The 18,011-nt window shown below is 66.8% G+C and carries 16 protein-coding genes and 1 pseudogene; 4 read left to right on the top strand and 13 right to left on the bottom strand.

Annotated elements, in window-relative coordinates; translation table 11 throughout:
• Positions 1-661 precede the first annotated feature (661 nt).
• Both ACFSCT_RS05805 and tdh read left to right on the top strand, forming a co-directional pair.
• The gene (locus tag ACFSCT_RS05805; protein WP_379140902.1) at positions 662-1,846 is read left to right on the top strand and encodes a glycine C-acetyltransferase; all 1,185 of its coding nucleotides are present in this window, start codon (positions 662-664) and stop codon (positions 1,844-1,846) included.
• Between the two features lie 8 nt (positions 1,847-1,854).
• Positions 1,855-2,886, top strand: coding sequence for an L-threonine 3-dehydrogenase (gene tdh / locus ACFSCT_RS05810; protein WP_379141104.1), 1,032 nt, complete (start codon positions 1,855-1,857; stop codon positions 2,884-2,886).
• Positions 2,887-2,952: 66 nt separating this feature from the next.
• Here the strand turns inward: tdh and ACFSCT_RS05815 are convergent, their stop codons facing one another.
• Complete coding sequence (locus tag ACFSCT_RS05815) at positions 2,953-3,864, bottom strand: LysR family transcriptional regulator (protein ID WP_379140904.1); 912 nt, start codon at positions 3,862-3,864, stop codon at positions 2,953-2,955.
• A gap of 169 nt (positions 3,865-4,033) precedes the next feature.
• Here ACFSCT_RS05815 and ACFSCT_RS05820 point away from each other — a divergent pair, with 169 nt between their 5' ends.
• Complete coding sequence (locus tag ACFSCT_RS05820) at positions 4,034-4,582, top strand: NADPH-dependent FMN reductase (RefSeq protein WP_379140906.1); 549 nt, start codon at positions 4,034-4,036, stop codon at positions 4,580-4,582.
• Between the two features lie 86 nt (positions 4,583-4,668).
• Positions 4,669-6,474 carry a monovalent cation:proton antiporter-2 (CPA2) family protein gene (locus ACFSCT_RS05825; RefSeq protein WP_379140907.1) on the top strand — a complete coding sequence of 602 codons (1,806 nt, stop codon included), beginning with the start codon at positions 4,669-4,671 and terminating at the stop codon, positions 6,472-6,474.
• Positions 6,475-6,511: 37 nt separating this feature from the next.
• Here ACFSCT_RS05825 and ACFSCT_RS05830 read toward each other — a convergent pair whose 3' ends face one another.
• From ACFSCT_RS05830 to ACFSCT_RS05885, 12 genes and pseudogenes are all read right to left on the bottom strand, one after another.
• Positions 6,512-7,486: a glutathione S-transferase family protein gene (locus tag ACFSCT_RS05830; RefSeq protein WP_379140909.1), complete on the bottom strand. Its 975-nt coding sequence runs from the start codon at positions 7,484-7,486 to the stop codon at positions 6,512-6,514.
• On the bottom strand, positions 7,486-7,800 hold the full coding sequence (locus ACFSCT_RS05835; RefSeq protein WP_379140911.1) for a GNAT family N-acetyltransferase: 315 nt from the start codon (positions 7,798-7,800) through the stop codon (positions 7,486-7,488). The genes ACFSCT_RS05830 and ACFSCT_RS05835 overlap by 1 nt, the downstream gene beginning before the upstream one ends.
• 13 nt (positions 7,801-7,813) lie before the next feature.
• Positions 7,814-8,389 (bottom strand): DoxX family protein, encoded by a 576-nt coding sequence (locus ACFSCT_RS05840; protein ID WP_379140913.1) that lies wholly within the window; start codon positions 8,387-8,389, stop codon positions 7,814-7,816.
• Positions 8,390-8,596: 207 nt separating this feature from the next.
• The gene (locus ACFSCT_RS05845; RefSeq protein ID WP_379140916.1) at positions 8,597-10,120 is read right to left on the bottom strand and encodes a VOC family protein; all 1,524 of its coding nucleotides are present in this window, start codon (positions 10,118-10,120) and stop codon (positions 8,597-8,599) included.
• A complete protein-coding gene (locus tag ACFSCT_RS05850; RefSeq protein WP_379140918.1) occupies positions 10,117-10,746 on the bottom strand; it encodes a glutathione S-transferase family protein in 630 nt (209 codons plus the stop codon). Before ACFSCT_RS05850 ends, ACFSCT_RS05845 begins: the two co-directional genes overlap by 4 nt.
• Before the next feature lie 237 nt (positions 10,747-10,983).
• Positions 10,984-11,817, bottom strand: a complete 834-nt coding sequence (locus ACFSCT_RS05855; protein WP_379140919.1) for a hydroxypyruvate isomerase family protein — start codon at positions 11,815-11,817, stop codon at positions 10,984-10,986.
• 141 nt (positions 11,818-11,958) lie between these two features.
• Positions 11,959-12,243: a GNAT family N-acetyltransferase gene (locus ACFSCT_RS05860; RefSeq protein WP_379140921.1), complete on the bottom strand. Its 285-nt coding sequence runs from the start codon at positions 12,241-12,243 to the stop codon at positions 11,959-11,961.
• 3 nt (positions 12,244-12,246) lie between these two features.
• Positions 12,247-13,509 carry an NAD(P)-binding domain-containing protein gene (locus tag ACFSCT_RS05865; RefSeq protein WP_379140922.1) on the bottom strand — a complete coding sequence of 421 codons (1,263 nt, stop codon included), beginning with the start codon at positions 13,507-13,509 and terminating at the stop codon, positions 12,247-12,249.
• Between the two features lie 20 nt (positions 13,510-13,529).
• Entirely contained in the window at positions 13,530-14,579 is a 1,050-nt protein-coding gene (locus tag ACFSCT_RS05870) for a glycosyltransferase family 4 protein (RefSeq protein WP_379140924.1), read from the bottom strand.
• Entirely contained in the window at positions 14,576-16,081 is a 1,506-nt protein-coding gene (locus ACFSCT_RS05875) for an ABC transporter permease (protein WP_379140926.1), read from the bottom strand. The genes ACFSCT_RS05870 and ACFSCT_RS05875 overlap by 4 nt, the downstream gene beginning before the upstream one ends.
• A gap of 89 nt (positions 16,082-16,170) precedes the next feature.
• Positions 16,171-16,848: pseudogene (locus ACFSCT_RS05880) on the bottom strand (ABC transporter ATP-binding protein); the annotation flags it as partial.
• A 103-nt stretch (positions 16,849-16,951) separates the two neighbouring features.
• Positions 16,952-17,950, bottom strand: a complete 999-nt coding sequence (locus ACFSCT_RS05885; protein ID WP_379140930.1) for an ABC transporter substrate-binding protein — start codon at positions 17,948-17,950, stop codon at positions 16,952-16,954.
• Positions 17,951-18,011 lie beyond the last annotated feature (61 nt).

Consider the following 18,011-nt stretch of genomic DNA (forward strand, 5'->3'; position numbering starts at 1 on the left):
TGAACGCCGAGACACTCAGGGGCACCGCGCGATAGGTCGGAGCGGTCGCGATCCGAGATCGCCCCCCGGCGCGAAGGGATTCGTTCGCGCCCGCCCCCGAACGTGACTGTTCCGGTAGCCGGATCACCCCCCGCCCCCGTGGTCCGGCATGACCGACAACGCCGCGCCCCACGAGGCACGCACGACCCATGAACTTCATGAACGTCGAGAGGCTCAGCGGTGTCGCGCGATAGGTCTGGAGGACAGGTCTGAGCCGCCGCGATCCTTTACCGAGCCCTTCGCGCGAAGTGATGCTGTCGTACCCGCCCCGGATGGTGATTGTTCCTGCGGCCGGATCGCTCGGCCCCCCGGGGACCGGCATGACCGGCGGCGCCGCGCCACATGGCACAGGCACGGCCCATGACCCGCACGGCCCTCGACCTGGACGGGCACCGACGTGCCGGGCGGTGCCTGCGGGCGTCGCTGCATCCGATCAGGAACACCGCACCCGTCAACACCGGCACCCGGGCGCCACACCATTTGCCGCGCCCGACCGGCCGTCTGTCCTCGCAAAACCGCGGCGTCCTCTGCCGAACCGCCGGCAACCCGGATTTCACCCCTCGCGATCTGGTGATAACCTCAGACCCATCAACCGCCCGACCCCCGAATGAACGGAGCGCCCATGTCCCTGACCGACCGCCTCAGTGCCGAATTGCAGCAGATCGAAGCCGACGGGCTGTTCAAACGCGAACGCGTCATCACCTCGATGCAGGCCGGTCGCATCGATGTGCAGCCGGGCAAGGAGGTGCTGAATTTCTGCGCCAACAATTATCTTGGCCTCGCCGATCACCCGGGCCTGATCGCCGCCGGCCATGCGGCGCTGGACCGTTACGGCTATGGCATGGCCTCGGTCCGCTTCATCTGCGGTACGCAAGAGGAGCACAAGGCGCTGGAGGCGCGGATCGCCGGGTTTCTCGGCAAAGACGATGCGATCCTGTTTTCCTCGTGTTTCGACGCCAATACCGGACTGTTCGAGACCATTCTGGGGCCTGAGGACGCGATCATCTCGGATGCGCTAAACCATGCCTCGATCATCGACGGGGTGCGGTTGTGCAAGGCGCAGCGCCACCGCTATGCCAATAACGACATGGCCGAACTGGAAGCCGCGCTGATCGCCGCGAAGGACGCGCGCAACCGGCTGATCGTGACCGACGGCGTGTTTTCGATGGACGGGGTCATCGCCGACCTGCCGGCGATCTGCGATCTGGCCGAGAAATACGACGCCACCGTCGTGGTCGATGACAGCCATGCGGTCGGGCTGACCGGACCGGGCGGGCGCGGCACCCCGGCGCTGACCGGCGTCGAAGGCCGGGTCGCGATCCTGACCGGCACGCTGGGCAAGGCGCTTGGCGGCGCCTCGGGCGGCTATGTCGCCGGGCCCGCCCCGGTGATCGAGATGCTGCGCCAGCGGTCGCGGCCCTATCTGTTCTCGAACACGCTGGCGCCGGTGATCGCCGGCGCCTCGCTGACCGCGCTGGACCTGATCGAGGCGGGCGACGATCTGCGCGCGCGGCTGGATATGAATGCGGCGCGGTTCCGGGCCGAGATGGGGGCGGCGGGGTTCACGCTGGCCGGTGCCGGCCATCCGATCATTCCCGTCATGCTGGGCGACGCGCATCTGGCGGGTGAATTCGCCGCCCGGATGATGGAAAAGGGCGTCTATGTCACCGCCTTTTCCTTCCCCGTCGTGCCGCGCGGTCAGGCGCGCATCCGCACCCAGATGTCGGCGGCGCACGGCGAGGCCGACCTGACCGCCGCCATCGCCGCCTTCATTGAAACCGGCCGCGAGTTGAAGGTGATCGCATGAGCAACATGATGAAGGCGCTGGTGAAATCGCGCCCCGAGCCGGGCCTGTGGATGGAACAGGTGCCGGTGCCGGAACCGGGCCCGAACGAGGTGCTGATCCGGGTCGGCAAAAGCGCGATCTGCGGCACCGACGTCCATATCTGGAACTGGGACGCCTGGGCCGCGAAAACCGTGCCGGTGCCGCTGGTCACGGGGCACGAGTTTTCGGGCGTCATCGCCGATGTCGGCAGCAACGTCACCCGCTTTCAGCCCGGTCAGCGTGTCTCGGGCGAGGGGCATATCACCTGCGGCGCCTGCCGCAACTGCCGGGCCGGGCGCGGCCATCTGTGCCGCAACACCCTTGGCGTCGGCGTCCAGCGCGCCGGTTCCTTCGCGGAATATCTGTGCCTGCCCGAAAGCAACGTGGTGCTGATCCCGGACGACGTGCCCGACGAGATCGCGGCGATCTTCGATCCCTTCGGCAATGCGGTCCACACGGCGCTCAGCTTTGACTCGGTCGGTGAGGATGTGCTGGTCACCGGCGCAGGCCCGATCGGGATCATGGGCGCGCTGGTCGCAGAGCGGGCCGGCGCCCGCAAGGTGGTCATCACCGACATCAACCCGGTGCGGCTGGATCTGGCGCGGCGGATGGGGCTGGAAAACGCCATCGACACCAGCAAGGAAGACCTGCGCGAGGTCATGGCCCGGATCGGCATGACCGAAGGTTTCGACATCGGTCTGGAAATGTCGGGCGCCGCGCCCGCCTTTCGCCAGATGATCGACGTGATGAACAACGGCGGCAAGATCGCCATTCTGGGCATCGCGCCCACCGGCTTTGAAATCGACTGGAACAAGGTCATCTTCAAGATGCTGACCCTGAAAGGCATCTATGGCCGCGAGATGTATGAGACCTGGTACAAGATGATCGGCCTTGTCCAATCCGGGCTGGACCTGACCCCGCTGATCACCCATCGCCTGCCGATCGACGAATTTGAGGCGGGCTTTGCCGCGATGCGCGCGGGTGAGGCCGGAAAGGTCGTGCTGGACTGGGCCGAGGGCTAGCGTCGGCGGCTGGGGTCGGCGGGCAGCGTCAGCGAGCCATGGATCCATGCCGCCTGTCGCGAAGGTTTAACTCCACGGCGCGGCCTCGGACAGTTCCGCCACCAGATGGTCGATCAGCGCGCGCAGCTTGGCGGGCATCGGTTTCACCGGCGGCCAGACCGCCATCACCGGCATCTCGCGGGTCTCCATATGGGAAAGGACCTCTTGCAGGCGACCATCGCGCAATGCGGGCATGGCGATGAACCCCGGCAGCATGGCCAGACCCAGCCCGCCGATGGCCATGTCGCGCATCGCCTCGCCATTGTTCAGGATCAGTCTGCCGGCGGTCCGAGGCGACACGAAGCGGCCGTCCTGCCGGAATTGCCAAAGCTGGGCGTCGGACAGGTGCGAATAGCTGATCACCTGATGCCCGCTCAGGTCGGCAAGCGTGCGCGGTATGCCGAAACGCGCCAGATAGTCGGGACTTGCCACCACGACTTGCCGGTCGTCACGCAGCTTTTTGGCGATCAGCGCACCGTCCCGGGGCTCGCCCACCCGGATGCCGATGTCGAAGCCCTCGCGCGCCAGATCGCGCATCCGGTCATCGAACTCGACCCGAAGCTCCAGCGCCGGATTGGCGGCGGCGAAGCGGGCGAGGATCGGGCCCAGATACATGGTGCCAAAGCTCATCGGCGCGGCGATGGCCAGCGTTCCGGCCAGCGATGCCGCCCCGTCCATGCCCCATGCCGCGCTTTCGGTGGCCGAGACAAGTTCGGTCATCGCCGGTCGCAGCCGCTCGGCCAACCGCGCCGCCGCCTCGGTCGGCATGATGCGGCCGGCATTGCGGCGAAACAGCGCCGTGCCAATCCGCGCCTCGAAATCCGAGATGCGTTTCGAGACCACCGACTTCGACAGGTTCAGCCGCGCCGCCGTCGCGGTGACGGTGCCAAGCTCCATCACCGTCAGGAAGGTTTCCATCTCATCAAGGTTATAGCGCATAACGCGATGCTGGCAGCTTTGCGCGCCGTTCGCAATTCCCGAACGCGCCCGACCAACATCACCCTGCCCAGCAGCGCACGTTCAGCACCCCTCACCCGCAATGCAATGATGGGTTGAGCACGCCCGAAAAACCGGCAGTATCGGGGGACCGTGCACGAAGGGGGCGCCGATGACCACGATTCTCGGACTATCAGGCAGCTTGCGGCGGGGGTCGTACAATGCGGGATTGCTGCGCGCGGCCGCGGAATCGACACCCGACGGCGTCACCATCAGGATCGGCGACATTCATCAGGTCCCGCTTTACAACGCCGATGCCGAGGCCGCATCGGGCCTGCCGCCTGCGGTGGTCACGCTGCAACAGGAACTCGACGCGGCCGACGGGCTGCTGCTGGTGACGCCCGAGTACAACAACGGCATTCCCGGCGTGTTCAAGAACGCCATCGACTGGATGTCGCGCGGTCCGGGGCTGAAAATGTTCGTCGACAAGCCGGTCGCCCTGATCGGCGCATCGCCCAGCGGGTTCGGCACGATCCTGTCGCAATCGCAATGGCTGCCGGTCCTGCGCACCCTTGGCACGCATCTGTGGACCGACGGGCGGATGATGGTGTCCCGCGCCTCGGGGCTTTTCGATGCTGACGGCAACCTGACCGATGACAAAACCCGCGAGGCACTGCGCGATCTCATCGCCGGCTATGCGCGGTATCTGGGGCGCGGCTGACCGCCTTAGGGTCCGCTGAACGGCGCACTTGCCACCGGGTCGGCGCGCGCGAACAATCGACGGGAAGCAGGAAAGGGAGAATCGCGATGGCGACCGAGGGCTTGGCACCGACGATCGGGCCTGTCGTGGTTCTGATGGGGGCCGCGGTGCTGGCGGTGCCGCTGTTCCGGCGGTTGGGGCTGGGCGCGGTCCTTGGCTATTTCGCGGCGGGCGCGATCGTCGGCCCGTCGATCATCGGGCTTTTTTCCGATCCCGAGGTGATCCTGCATTTCTCCGAACTCGGCGTGGTGATGTTTCTGTTCATCATCGGGCTGGAACTGCGGCCGCAAAAGCTGTGGACCATGCGCGGTCAGATATTCGGGCTGGGGCTTGCGCAGGTTCTGGTCGCCATCGCGCTTTTGACCACGGCCGGGCACCTGATCTTCGGCCTGCCGTGGATCGCCGCCTTCGTCGCCGGTTCGGGCTTCGTTTTGTCCTCGACGGCGGTGATCATGTCGACGCTGGCCGACCGGGGCGAGCTGGCCAGTGCCGAGGGGCAGAAATCGGTCTCGATCCTGCTGTTCGAGGATCTGATGATCGTGCCGCTGCTGGCGCTTGTCGCCTTTCTTTCCCCGACCGAGACCGAGGGCGGGATCGAGGCGATCCTGTTGCCGCTGGCCGGGCTTGCGATCCTGCTGGTGGTGGGGCGATGGCTGCTTGATCCGTTCTTCGCGCTTCTGGCGCGGGCGCGGGCGCGCGAGGTGCTGACGGCGGGGGCGCTGCTGGTCGTGCTTGGCGCGGCGCTGCTGATGGAAGAGGTCGGGCTGTCGATGGCGATGGGCGCTTTCCTTGCCGGGGTGATGCTGTCGGGCTCCAGCTACCGCCACCAGATCGAAAGCGACATCGAGCCGTTTCGCGGTCTGCTGATGGGGCTGTTCTTCATGGCCGTCGGCATGTCGCTGGACCTGCGCATCGTCGCCGCCGAATGGCCGCTGCTGCTGAGCATGCTGGCGGTCTATGTGGTCGTCAAAGCCATCGCCATCTATATCGTCGCACGCGCCTTCGGCAGCACCAATATCGCGGCATTGCACCGAACCGCGCTGTTCGCTCAGGGCGGCGAATTCGCCTTTGTCCTTTACACCGCGGCGCAAGGCGACGGGCTGATCGCGGCGCGGGACTCGGCGATCTTTTCCAGCGTCGTTATCCTGTCGATGGCCTTCACGCCGCTGATCCAGATGGCCGCGGACCGGCTGTTGAAAGAGGAAAGCTCGATGGACGGGGTCGAGCCGGCCAGCGATCTGCGCGGGCGGGTGCTGGTGATCGGCTTTGGCCGCTTCGGCCAGATCGCGCTGCAACTCTTGCTGGCGCAGGGGGTCGAGGTTTCCGTGATCGAGAACGACCCCGACCGGATCCGCGAGGCCGAACGCTGGGGCTTCAAGGTCTATTACGGCGACGGCCGGCGCCTTGACATCCTGCGCAACTCGGGTGCTGCGGATGCCGAGGTGATCATGATCTGTGTCGATGACCGCAAGGCGGCGAACCAGATCGTCGAACTGGCTCAGCACGAATTCCCGCAGGCCAGCCTTCTGGTCCGCAGCTATGACCGCGGCCACTCGATGGAGCTGCGTCGCGCCGGCGTGGACTACGAAATCCGCGAGACGGTGGAATCGGCCTATCTGATGGGGGCCGAGGGTCTGCGCGTCCTCGGCTGCTCCGATGCCACGGTTGATGAAACGCTGGCCGATATCCGCCGCCGCGACGCCGACCGGCTGATCGAGCAGACCCAGGGCGGGATGATGGCCGGGCGCGACCAGCTTCTGACCAACCCGGTGCCCGAGCCCCTGACGAACCGGGGCGGCCGGACCCCGCCGCCTGCCACCGCGCAGCCCGACGAGGAAGCGCCCTGCGGATGAAACCCTGACGGCCCGCAGGCCGCCTTGCCGCCTTCGCCTATCCCCGCCCGTGCGGCTCAGCCCAGTCGATCACCGGGTTGATCGGAATGATGCGGAACGGGTTAATCGTTTCGTGACTGTAATGGTAATGCCGGACGATATGGTCGAAATTGACCGTCTCGGCCACACCGGGGATCTGATACAGCTCGCGCGTCCAGCCCCAGAGGTTCGGATATTCACGCAGCCATTTGCGGTTGCACTTGAAATGCGTGTGATAGACCAGATCAAAGCGCAGCGCGGTGGTGAACAGCCGCCAATCCGCCTCGGTCAGCCGGTCGCCGGTCAGATAGCGGTTGCGGCCCAGAATCTCCTCGAGCCAGTCGAGACTGTCGAACAGGGGATGCACCGCCTCGTCATAGGCTTTCTGGGTGGTCGCGAAACCGGCCTTGTAGACGCCGTTGTTCACGGTGTCGTAGATGCGGTTGTTCAGCGCGTCGATCCGGGGCCGCAGATCCGAGGGATAGAAATCCAGCCGGTTGCCGGTCAGCCCGTCGAAGGCCGAATTCAGCATGCGGATGATTTCGGCGCTTTCGTTGCTGACGATGGTGTTCCGTTCCCTGTCCCACAGCACCGGCACCGTGACCCGGCCCGACGCATGCGGGTCGGCGCGCAGATAGATGTCGCGCAGGTACGGCAGGCCGAACAGCCGGTCGCCGGTGGCGCCCGGAAAATCGGTGCGGAATTCCCACCCCTCGGCCAGCATGTCGGGATGCACGGTCGAGATACCGATATGTGCTGTCAGGTCCTTCAGCGCCCGGTAGATCAGCGTCCGATGTGCCCAAGGGCAGGCGAGGCAGACATACAGGTGATAGCGTCCGCTTTCGGCCGCGAACCCGCCCTCGCCCGTCGGTCCCGGCGCGCCGTCCGGGGTGATCCAGTTCCGCCACGCGGTGGTGCTGCGCTGGAACCGCCCGCCGGTGCTTTTGGTATCATACCAGGTGTCGTGCCACACCCCGTCGACAAGCTGTCCCATCAGGGATCTTCGCCGGGCTTGGTGGTGAACAGGTCGGACCATTCCGGATGCCGCGCGTATTGCTTGCGGATGAAGGGGCAGACCGGAATGATGCGGAAACCGTTCTTGCGCGCATCGTCCAGCAGGAAGTTCAGCAGCGCGTTGGCCACGCCCTTGCCGCTCATCTCCTCGGGGACGCCGGTGTGGTTGGCGCTGAGGATGCCGGGCGCCGGCTTGGTGAAGGTGATCTCGCCCTCGGCCGCGATCCCGTCGATATGCGCGACGTAACGGCCGCTGTCGCCGTGATCCTCGCGGGTGATTTTAACCTCGGACATGTCGTTTCGCTCCTTAGAATTCGCGTTTCAGAATGGTGCGGTCGACCGACAACGGCCCCGCGCCCCAAGCGGCCAGAAACAGCGCCGCGACCGTCCACAGCGCCGAAAGACCCTCGGCCTTGAACTGCACCTGCTCCAGAAAGACCGCGCCGCCATCCGCGGCAAGGTTGCGCAAGCCGTCCGCGGTGAACAGGGTCTGACCGGCAGCCTGCGCCGCCGCCATGCCCTCGGGCGTCAGGGCCAGCTCACCGTAGGGATGGGTCCAGTGAAACCAGAACGTGACCGCGAGCATGATGCCGTTGGCCAGCGCCGCCGGACGGGTCAGAAACCCCACAAGGATCAGCACGCCGCCGACGAATTGCATGACCGCCAGCACCAGCGACCAGAACCAGCCCGGATAAAGACCGATTCCTTCGGTAAATCCGGCCATGGCGAAGGGCGAAAGAATTTTCGGCCACCCCTCGACGATCAGCAGGGCACCGACGGTCACCCGCAGGCCGAAATGGGCCAAGGGCTGGGCAAAGCTGGCGTAGAACCGCGCCATGAACGGCAGGATCAACCGGGTCCGCGTTTGGGGATCATTGTACATTTCAACCCTCGTCCAGGAATACGATCACACAAAGCCTAGCGCATCCACGCCGGATTGTACGGCCAATTTCCATACATACCGCTCAGATAGACCGCCCGGTCCGTTACGGACAGCCGCGTCCCCGTAAACCCGGTGTTCCGGTTTGCCGAACGGTTTCGGGATGCGCGCGTCGGACACCCGCGCCGCCGCCGACACCCGCGCCCGTCGTCAGCTAGCGGCCATCCACGCGCGGGCGACCACCAGATCCTCGGGCGAAAGCTCATGCCCGGCGTTGACCACCCGCGCCGTCACCTCGGCCCCGCCGGATTTCAACGCAGCCTCCAGCGCCGGCGCCATCTTGCCAAACGGGTCGCGGCTGCCGGTGATCATCAGCACCCGTGTGCCGTTCAGATCGGCGGCCGGCGGTTCCTCCAGCGCCTCGACGGCGCGCAGCAGGATCGCGCGGCGGACCACGCCGGGTTGCAGCCGCAGGACCGCCCCCAGAAGATTGGCGCCGTTGGAATAGCCCAGATAGGTCATCCGCGCGGCATCCAGCCCATAGCTGCGCACCGCACCTTCGGCAAAGGCCGCGAAAGCCTCGGACTCGGCGGCGATGTCGGCCTGATCATAAGTCACCGGGGTGATCCGGCGGAACCAGCGGTTGATGCCTTCCTCGGTCGAGCGTCCGCGCACGCCCAAAAGCGTTGCGCGCGGGTTCAACTGGGCCGCAAGCGGCATCAGGTCGGTTTCGTCCCCGCCGGTGCCGTGCAACAGCACGATAACCGAACCGTCGGGGTCGTCGGGCGTGTGGAACCGGTGAATGAAGGGCAGATCGCGCATCGGCATCCTTTCCTCGCCCGGCATGGCGAATTGCGGCAGCTTGACGCGCAACTCATCGCTGCGGTCGGCGTCATGGGGCGGGATCATCAGGGTCCGGCCAAGGCTGTCGGCATCCTCATCGACGGTAAAGCCCGGCGCGTCGGTCGCATATTCGAACAAGGTGCCCGAAGGTTCGCGCACATAAAGCGACAGGAAATATTTGCGGTCATGGACGTTGGTCGCGCCTGCCGCGTTTCCAAGGTCGATCCGCATCCGGCGCACCGCCTCGGTATCCGGGGCGCGAAAGGCGACGTGATCGAACACGCCGGTGCCCTGCGCGCCGTTCACGAAACCGGCCGATTGCCGCAGGTCGATCACATCCCGGTCCGAGGCCATGCGGATGAACGGCCCGTCGCGCAGCGTCTCGCGATAGCCGAAACGGGATGCGAAATCCGCCGTCGCCTCGGCATCCTCGGTCAGAATGGTGACGCCGCGGATCCGGGTCGGCGCGTTCGGGTCATCCAGCGGCGCATCGGCCGGCAGCTCGGCCCCGACCAGCTTGATGGTGATGCCGTCGGGGTCGCGCAGGCGCAGCACCGTCTCGCCCTGTTCCCGCACCGGGCCGGATACCGGCACCCCGGCGGCCATCGCCTTTTGCAGCCAGTCGCCGATGCTGGCCGGCGGCACCGCAAAGGCGATCTCGCTGACCTGCGCAAGCCCGACCCGGCCGGGGGCGCCGTCCTGCCAGACCAGAAAGGTGATGATCGAGCCGGGACTGCCAAGCGCATCGCCATAAAACAGGTGAAGCTGCTCGGCATCCTCGAACCCGCCGGTCTGCTTGACCAGCCGCAACCCCAGAAACCCGGCATAGAAATCGACGTTCTTCTGAACGTTGCGGGTGATCGCGGTGACGTGGTGAATGCCCGTGGTCACTTGCTTTCTTCCGCGGCGACCACCTTTTGCACGGCCGGATCGGCGGCCAGCCGGTCATGCAACGCCTGCACATTGGGAAAATCGGCAAGCCCGCCCGGCAGAACCTTGATCCCCCAGCGGATCATCGGAAAGGCATAGGCGTCGACGACCGAGCGTTTTCCCGCGCCCTGCCCCAATATCCAGTCGCGCCCCTCAAGATGCGTGTTCAGAATGCCCATCTGCTTTCGCACCAGCTTCTGACCCGCTTCGACCACCGCCTGTTTCGCGGCATCGCTGGTATCGGTGGTATAGCGGCCGGACAGGAAAATCGGCCAGAAGGCGGCGTGCATGTCCGAGGTCAGGAAGGCCGACCAGCGGTGCGCCTCGGCCTGATCGTGCAGGCTGTCGCCGCCGGACAGGCCCGCCTCGGGGTGTTTCGCGGCGAGGTATTCCAGAATCGCGCCGGCCTGCGTCAGCAGCCAGCCGTCATCCTCGCGGAGTGTCGGCACGGCGCCGGCGGGATTGACCGCCAGAAGCTCGGGCGACCCGAACTTGACCTTCACCGCCTCATAGGGCGCACCGATCCATTCCAGCACGATATGAGGCGCCAGCGAACACGCGCCGGGGGAATAATAAAGCGTCGTCATAGTTAACCTCGTCTGTTTCGGGCCGTCGCCATTATGCCGTTCGGAACCGCCGGTCCGCTGCTGTCGGGGTCGGTCGTTCCGATGACCCATTGAAGCCCAAGCGCCGGGCGGCCGCAATCGCCTGTCGCAAGGAATCGCGCGCAAACCGCGCCGCGCCCGCCCTGGCCGCCGGTCAGGATGTGGCGGAAGGACCGGGGTTTCGCGGAGGAAAGGCCGGGGGAAAGGCCAGACCCGCGCCTAGTGTTCGAGCCTTTCCCGAAACCGCGACAACCATTCCCCCGGCGGTATGGTCGGCCGGTATTCGGCACCGACAAAGCCGGTATATCCGCAGTCGCGCAGCACCCGCCCCATCGCCAACTCGCCCCGGTCGGGCTCGGCGCGCCCCGGCACGGCCGCGATCTGAAGATGCCCGATCAGGGGCCCAAGGGCGCGTATGCGGTTGATGTTGTTCCCCTGCATGATCTGCATGTGATAAAGATCATACATGATCCGCAGCGCGGAGCGCCCGACCTGCTCGACGATCCGGCGCGCGTGATCGGTGCCGGTCAGAAAATAGCCGGGCACATCCACGCTGTTCAGCGGCTCGATCAGCAAGGTGATGCCCAGATTTTCGGCCCGCGCCGCACCCCGCGAAAGATGGCGGACAAAACTGCGCTCGGCCGCCGCGCCGCTGGCCTTGCCCGCCATCACATGGATATTGCGGATCCCGGCGGCGGCCGCGTAATCCAGCGCCTCGTCCAGATAGGCATCGGCCTCGGTCTCGCGTCCCGGAACCGCGCCCAGCCCGAATTCGCCGGCGGCGGCATCGCCGGGCCGAGTATTGATCCCCAGACCCGGCAGCCCCGCCTGCGCCAGTGCCGCCGCCAGATCGGCCGCCGGCACCTCATAGGGACAGTGAAACTCAACCGCGTCAAAGCCATCCCGCGCCGCCGCCGCGATACGTTCGATCTGCGGCAACGCGCCGTAAAGAAAGCCCAGATTGGCCGAAATGCGCATGTCGATTTCCCGGAATGGCCCAAGCTCAACCGTCCCCGCCCGATAGCACGGACCGCCCCCGGGCGCGAGAGCCATGCGCACAGAACCCGGACCGCTTTCCCGGCGCCGGCCATGTCATCACAACATCGAGGAACGGCACCGTCCCGGCGCATGGCATGTTCAGCCGCGCGGGGTTCCGGTCCGCGTTATCGTGATAAAAAAGATCATATTCTTTTCTTAACCTACGACAATATCGTCATATTCGCGATGTGTCGTGTAGAATTTCGCCATGAAGCTGCAGCGCAGGACCGCCTTGCGCCCCGAGGCCCGGATCAGGTCGAACACGCCGGTCGCCAGCCGGGTACCGATGCCGCGACCGCTATACGCATAGGGCACTTCGGTATGGGTCAGAACGACATCGCCGTTCTCGTCGATCCGGTAATAGGCGGCGGCGATATCCTCGCCGTCCAGCGCCAGTTCAAAGCGGTGCTCGGCCGGGTTTTCGATGACGTCGTCGGGCATGGTCTACTCCTGTTTGCTGGTCGCGGGCATGGCCGCAGGGTGCAGGTTCAGATAATCCATCAACTCGCGCGCGGCAGCCCCGCCGGCCCGGTTGGCCCCGATGGTCGAGGCCGAGGGGCCGTAGCCGACAAGATGCACCCGCGGATCCCTGACCACCCGCGTCGCCAGCCGCCCGGCCATGATGATGCCGCCATTATCCTCGCGCAGTTGCAGCGGCGCCAGATGGTCAAGCGCGCTGCGAAACCCGGTGGCCCACAGGATCACATCCACCTGCGCCTCGTGCCCGTCGGGCCAGCGGATGCCGGTCGGGGTGATCTCGGAAAACATCGGCTGGCGGTTCAGGACCCCGCGGGCCTCCATCGCGTTGATCGCCGGGGAACGCGGAATGCCGGTCACGGACACGACCGAACCGGGGACCAGCCCAGCCCGCACCCGCTGTTCGACGCGGGCGACGGCGGCGCGGCCGTCCTCGGGCGTGAAGGCGGCATCGCGAAATTCGGGCGGACGGCGGGTGACCCAGATCACCTGAGCGACCCGAGAGATCTCATCGAGAAACTGCAGCGCCGAGATTCCCGCGCCGACGATCACGACCCGCTTTCCGGCAAATTCATTCGCGTCCCGGTAATCGCGGGTATGCATCTGACGGCCCTGAAACAGTTCCCGGCCGGGGTAATAGGGGATTTGCGGCGCATCCCATGTGCCGGTGCAATTGATGATCCCGCGCGCCGAAAAACTTTCGTGATCGGTCTCGATCCGCAGCCGCTCGCCCCGCCCGCAGACCAGCCGCACCGTCACCGGACGATAGACCGGAAGCTGGAAATGCGTCTCGTAGGCGCTGAAATAGGCGGGAACCGCCTCGGCCGCGCGCACCTCGGTCTGACCGGCGTCCAGAACCTCGGCAAAGCCCATGCCGGGCAGATCATGCAGGCGGTTGATGGTCTTCATCGTCAGCGAGGGCCAGCGGAATTGCCACGCCCCGCCCGGGGTCGGCGATTTGTCCAGCACCAGAAAGCCCTTGCCGCCGGTCAGCCCGGCCTGCCGCAGGTGATAGGCGGCGGAAAGCCCGGCCTGCCCGCCACCGATCACCACGATGTCGATCTTATAGGCGAGCTTGCCGGTCAGGCTGAATTCCCCCGTTCTTGGATGGCCGTCTTTGGATGCCGTCTTTCGATGGCCATCTTTGGATAGCCGCGAATGGATGGCCAGCTTATGCCCGTCCCCGGAACCTGCAAGCCCCCCGAGATCGCGGTCATCGGACAGGAGCACTCGGATCAGGCGCAATCGGATCAGGCGAAATCCGCGCCGTCAAGCACCGCCCCGGCGGCGCGCGCAGTATCCGACCAGCGGGTCAGCCGCGTGGCAAGCGCGGCGGCGGCCAGCGCCGCACGCTGATCGGGCCGTTCAAGAAGGCCGCGCAGGGCATCGGCGAAAGCCGCCGGATCGTCGGGGGGGACCAGCACGCGGGCCGCAGCCGGCACGGTATCGGGCACGGCGCCGGTGGCGCAACTGACGATGGGCAGACCGTGGCTCAACGCCTCGTCAAAGACGATGCCATACCCCTCATACCGGGTTGCAAGCGCGAAAATCGCCGCCTGCGAGAACAGGGTTTGCAGCGCCTCCGCCGGGATCTGGCCGGTCAGCCGCAGCCGGTCCGACAGCCCGAGCCTTTGGACCATGCGGGCAAGATCGCCCGCATGCGCGCCATGCCATGGTTGCCCGACGATCACCGCCTGCCACTCCAGATCGGCGATCCGCGACAGGCTGTCGATCAGAATGTCATGGCCCTTGCGCGGGTGCAGGATCCCGACCGACAGGATCAGCGGCGGCACGACCGGCGCGGGCGCCAGCCTCGGCGGATCGACCCCGGGCCGGGCGATGCTGATGCGGTCGGGCGCGACGCCGTAATGCTGGGTCAGCATCCTGCGCGTGTGGGGGCTGGGCACCAGAACGTGACGGGCAAGGCGCAGATTATCCCGCTCGGTCCGGTAAAGATGGTCCCGGTCGGCCGGATCAAGCCCGCTTTCCAGCGCCAGCGGGTGGTGGATCATGGCAAGGATCGGCGCGCGCACCCCGGCCAGCCCGGCGGTGTCGATTGATCCGAAAACCAGCCCGTCGAGTATCAGGACGCGATCCCCGGGCAGGTCCTGCAACTGCCGGACGGCGGTGGCCATGTCGGCCGGATCCGGCGCCGGAAAGCCCGCCGGAAGTTCCAGATGCAGCACATCGCGGCCCTGATCGCGCAGCCCCTCCAGCAAGCGACGCTCATAGATATAGCCGCCGGTCAGCGTGGTGATGTCGCCGGGGATGGCGAAGGCGGCGGGGCGCAGATGGCTCATGTCGTGACCTGTTCGGGGGCATAAAGACGCAGCAGACGCCGCTCGATCATGCTGACCGCGGCATAGCCGAGCGCCGACAGCACCGCGACCACGACGACCGCCGCCCACAGCATGTCATAATCGGAAACCGAGGCCGACAGCGCCATCAGACTGCCGATTCCGCGCCCGGTCGCCAGCCACTCGACCACGGTGACGGCAAGGATGGCGGCGGGCACGCTCATCCTCGCGGCGGCGAAAAACGCGGGCAGCATGGCCGGGATACGCACATGGATCAGCCGGCTGACGGGGCCGGCGGCATAGCTGTCGAACAGGTCCATGATCGGCCCCGGCGCCTGCCGCAGCCCGTGCAGGCAGGCGACGAAGGTCGGGAAAAACACCATGATCGCGACCAGCGTGATGGTGCCCGCAGCACCCCGCCCAAGCGCCAGAACGACCAAGGGTGCGGTGGTGACAATGGGAATTGCGCGCAGCGCGACCGCCACCGGCATGGCCACGGCGGCCAGCGCGGGCAGCAGGGTCAGAAAGATCGCCAGAACCGCGCCCAGCGCCAGACCGGCCAGATAGCCCGGCAGGACGTACACCCCGGTCTGCGCCAGCGCCGCCAGCAACGCCCCCCGCGTCGCCGCCGCATCGGGGGCCAGAAAAAACGCCTCGAACAGATCGCCCGGACGCTTGGCGAAGAACCGGTTCAGGCCCAGCGCCTCCATCAGCCCCCACCACACCAAAAGCGCCAGCGCGGCGATCAGCGCACCCCGGCCCAGCCCCGCCAGCCAGCCGGCACGCCAGCCGTAAGGGTCGGGTTCGGGCGGGGGCGACAGGATCACCGGCGGCTTTTCGTCCAGCACCGCCTCGGCCAGCCGTCCAAAGGCGGCATAGCTCAGGATCGAGACCAGCGCCGCCACCACCGCAACCGCCCAAAGCGCCGGCAGGTCCATGGCGCGGGTAAAGCGGATGGTCAGGACGCCAAGCCCACGCTCGGCCCCGGTGAACTCACCCACCATCGCGCCCAGAAATGCGGCGGGCGCGGCAATTTGCAGCCCGGCGAACAGATAGGGCAAGGCGGCGCGGGCACGGATATGGATCAGCTCGGCCCGCCGGCCACGGCCATAGCTGCGCACCAGATCAAGCCAGACCGCCGGCACCGCCCGCAGCCCCACCATCAGCGGGACCAGCGTCGTGTAATAGACGGCAAGCGCCGCCAGCCAGATCTGCGGCCCGTTCCCCGGCCCCAGCAGGACCCGCAGGATCGGGCCGGTGGCGACTAGCGGCAGGCAAAAGACCAGCAGCGCCAGCCCGGCGATCGTTGCCCGGCTGCGTGGCCAGACCGCGGCCACGGCGGACAACAGGATCGCCGCCAGATTTCCCGCCACGAAACCGATCGCCGCATTGGCGAAGGTCGTCGCCAGCGCCCGTCCGGTCAGCCCCGGGTGACGGGCCAGCCAGCCGATGATCTGGGACGGCGCGGCAAGGATGAAGCTGGCCGCGACCAGACGGGCCGTCACCTCCTAGATCAGCAGGATCGTCATGGTCGCGACGATGGTGCGGATCATCGCGCGTCCGTCCGGGGCGCCGGTCATGACGGCCGGCCCGGTCATCGGGCGACCCGCGCCATGCCCTGCGCCAGCGCCGCCGAAACCCGGTCGGCGATGGCGTGGAACCGGGGCGCGGTCGTGGTTTCGGCCGGTCTTGGCCACGGCAGGGCGACCGGAATATCGGCAACGATCCGCGCCGGGCGGGGCGAGAGCACCAGAACCCGGTCGGCCAGCAGAACCGCCTCGTCAACCGAATGGGTGACCAGCAGCGTGGTGGTGCCGCGCGGCTGCCAAAGCTGCGGCAGGTCCAGCGCAAGCTGGCGGCGGGTCAGTTCGTCCACGGCGCCAAAGGGCTCATCCAGCAAGAGCACCCGGGGTTCGGTGATCATCGCGCGGACGATGGCGGCGCGTTGCCGCATGCCGCCGGAGAGCGCGGCTGGCCGGGTATCGCCAAAGCCGTCCAGCCCGACCAGTGCGATAAGCCGCTCGATCCGCGCCGGATCGATCGGGCGGCGCGCCAGCTTGCAGGCCAGGGCGATATTGCCCCGCACCGTGCGCCACGGCAAAAGCGCGGGATCCTGAAACGCGACCGCGATCGCCCCGTCACGCCGCATTACCGCCGGATCGACCCCGCCGATGGTGATGCGCCCGGCACTCGGCACCTCCAGCCCGGCGATCAGACGTAAAAGCGTGGACTTGCCGCAGCCCGAAGGCCCGACCAGAGCCGTGGTCCGGCCGGCCGCGATCGTCAGGTCAAGCGGGGCCAGGGCCACGACCCCGCCGGGGAAGGATTTCGACACCCCGGCCGCGCGGATTTCGGGCGGATCGCCGGGGAACGGATCAGGCGGCATGGACCTCGTCAAGGACCGAGCGGTCCCACAGATCGGGCGTGACCTTGCGGCCCAGCAGCGCAAGCGTTTCGATATTCGCGGCGACGGCCTCATCCGTCCACCAGCCAAAGCCGTGCTGTTCGGTCAGGTCGGAAAACATCAGCGGCACCTGACGTTTGGCCTGAAGCTCCTGCGTCGGCAGGTCCAGACCCGCATCGGGAAACATCGCCAGCGTCAGCTTGGCGGCCGCGTCGGTATCGGCATGATAGGCCTCCCAGCCGCGCAGTTCCCCCTTCATCAGCGCCACCAGTTCGGCACGCCGGTTCGCAAGGCTGTCCTCGGTCGCGATATAGGTCTGGGAATGCAACGCATAGCCGTAATCGGCCATCAGCATGGTCTGGTTCGCGATGCCCTGAATGGTCATCGCCACCGGCAGATCGGTTTCCCAGCAGAGCAGGCAGTCGACCTCTCCGGCGACCAGAGGCTGGGCGGCGTATTGGGTGGGCACGATGGTGATAACGTTGATATCGACTTTGTTCAGCGTGCAAAGCGCCTGAAGAACCGGCGTGTTGGCCAGCGCCATGCCGATGCGCTTGCCGGCCAGATCGGCGGGCGTGTTGACCGGATTCTCCCGCAGCGAGGCGATGACGAAGGGGTTTTTCTGCATCGCTACGGCGATGATCCGAAACGGCGCGCCCTCGGCCACGGCGGCGGCGGTGTAATCGGCGGCGGATATGCCGACCAGCGCGGCGCCCGACACTACGGGCGGCTCGACCGGCGCATTTGGCCCGCCCTGCAACAGGCTGACCTCCAGCCCGGCGTCCCGCCACCAGCCCCGGTCCTGCGCGATATAGCTGCCGGCGAACTGGACCGAGTGCAGCCACGACAATTGCAGGCTGACCGGGGTTTGCGCCATGGCACGCGAGGGCGAAAGGCCCAGAGATGCCGCGCCAACCCCGGCCGCGCCCGCGACCAGCATCCGGCGTCTTGTCCAGTCGGTCGGGTGCATCGCGATCCTCCTGCCGTTTGGGCCAGAGTAACGGCTGGGGCGGGGCAAACAAGCATGCAAA

It is taken from the genome of Paracoccus pacificus (assembly GCF_042680785.1).
Classification (GTDB): domain Bacteria; phylum Pseudomonadota; class Alphaproteobacteria; order Rhodobacterales; family Rhodobacteraceae; genus Paracoccus; species Paracoccus pacificus.

Excerpts from the sequence above, each read along its gene's own strand:
- ACFSCT_RS05805 (WP_379140902.1), top strand. The coding sequence starts at position 662 with ATGTCCCTGACCGACCGCCTCAGTGCCGAATTGCAGCAGATCGAAGCC.
- tdh (WP_379141104.1), top strand. The coding sequence starts at position 1,855 with ATGAAGGCGCTGGTGAAATCGCGCCCCGAGCCGGGCCTGTGGATGGAA.
- ACFSCT_RS05815 (WP_379140904.1), bottom strand. The coding sequence starts at position 3,864 with ATGCGCTATAACCTTGATGAGATGGAAACCTTCCTGACGGTGATGGAG.
- ACFSCT_RS05820 (WP_379140906.1), top strand. The coding sequence starts at position 4,034 with ATGACCACGATTCTCGGACTATCAGGCAGCTTGCGGCGGGGGTCGTAC.
- ACFSCT_RS05825 (WP_379140907.1), top strand. The coding sequence starts at position 4,669 with ATGGCGACCGAGGGCTTGGCACCGACGATCGGGCCTGTCGTGGTTCTG.
- ACFSCT_RS05830 (WP_379140909.1), bottom strand. The coding sequence starts at position 7,486 with ATGGGACAGCTTGTCGACGGGGTGTGGCACGACACCTGGTATGATACC.
- ACFSCT_RS05835 (WP_379140911.1), bottom strand. The coding sequence starts at position 7,800 with ATGTCCGAGGTTAAAATCACCCGCGAGGATCACGGCGACAGCGGCCGT.
- ACFSCT_RS05840 (WP_379140913.1), bottom strand. The coding sequence starts at position 8,389 with ATGTACAATGATCCCCAAACGCGGACCCGGTTGATCCTGCCGTTCATG.
- ACFSCT_RS05850 (WP_379140918.1), bottom strand. The coding sequence starts at position 10,746 with ATGACGACGCTTTATTATTCCCCCGGCGCGTGTTCGCTGGCGCCTCAT.
- ACFSCT_RS05855 (WP_379140919.1), bottom strand. The coding sequence starts at position 11,817 with ATGGCTCTCGCGCCCGGGGGCGGTCCGTGCTATCGGGCGGGGACGGTT.
- ACFSCT_RS05860 (WP_379140921.1), bottom strand. The coding sequence starts at position 12,243 with ATGCCCGACGACGTCATCGAAAACCCGGCCGAGCACCGCTTTGAACTG.
- ACFSCT_RS05870 (WP_379140924.1), bottom strand. The coding sequence starts at position 14,579 with ATGAGCCATCTGCGCCCCGCCGCCTTCGCCATCCCCGGCGACATCACC.
- ACFSCT_RS05885 (WP_379140930.1), bottom strand. The coding sequence starts at position 17,950 with ATGCACCCGACCGACTGGACAAGACGCCGGATGCTGGTCGCGGGCGCG.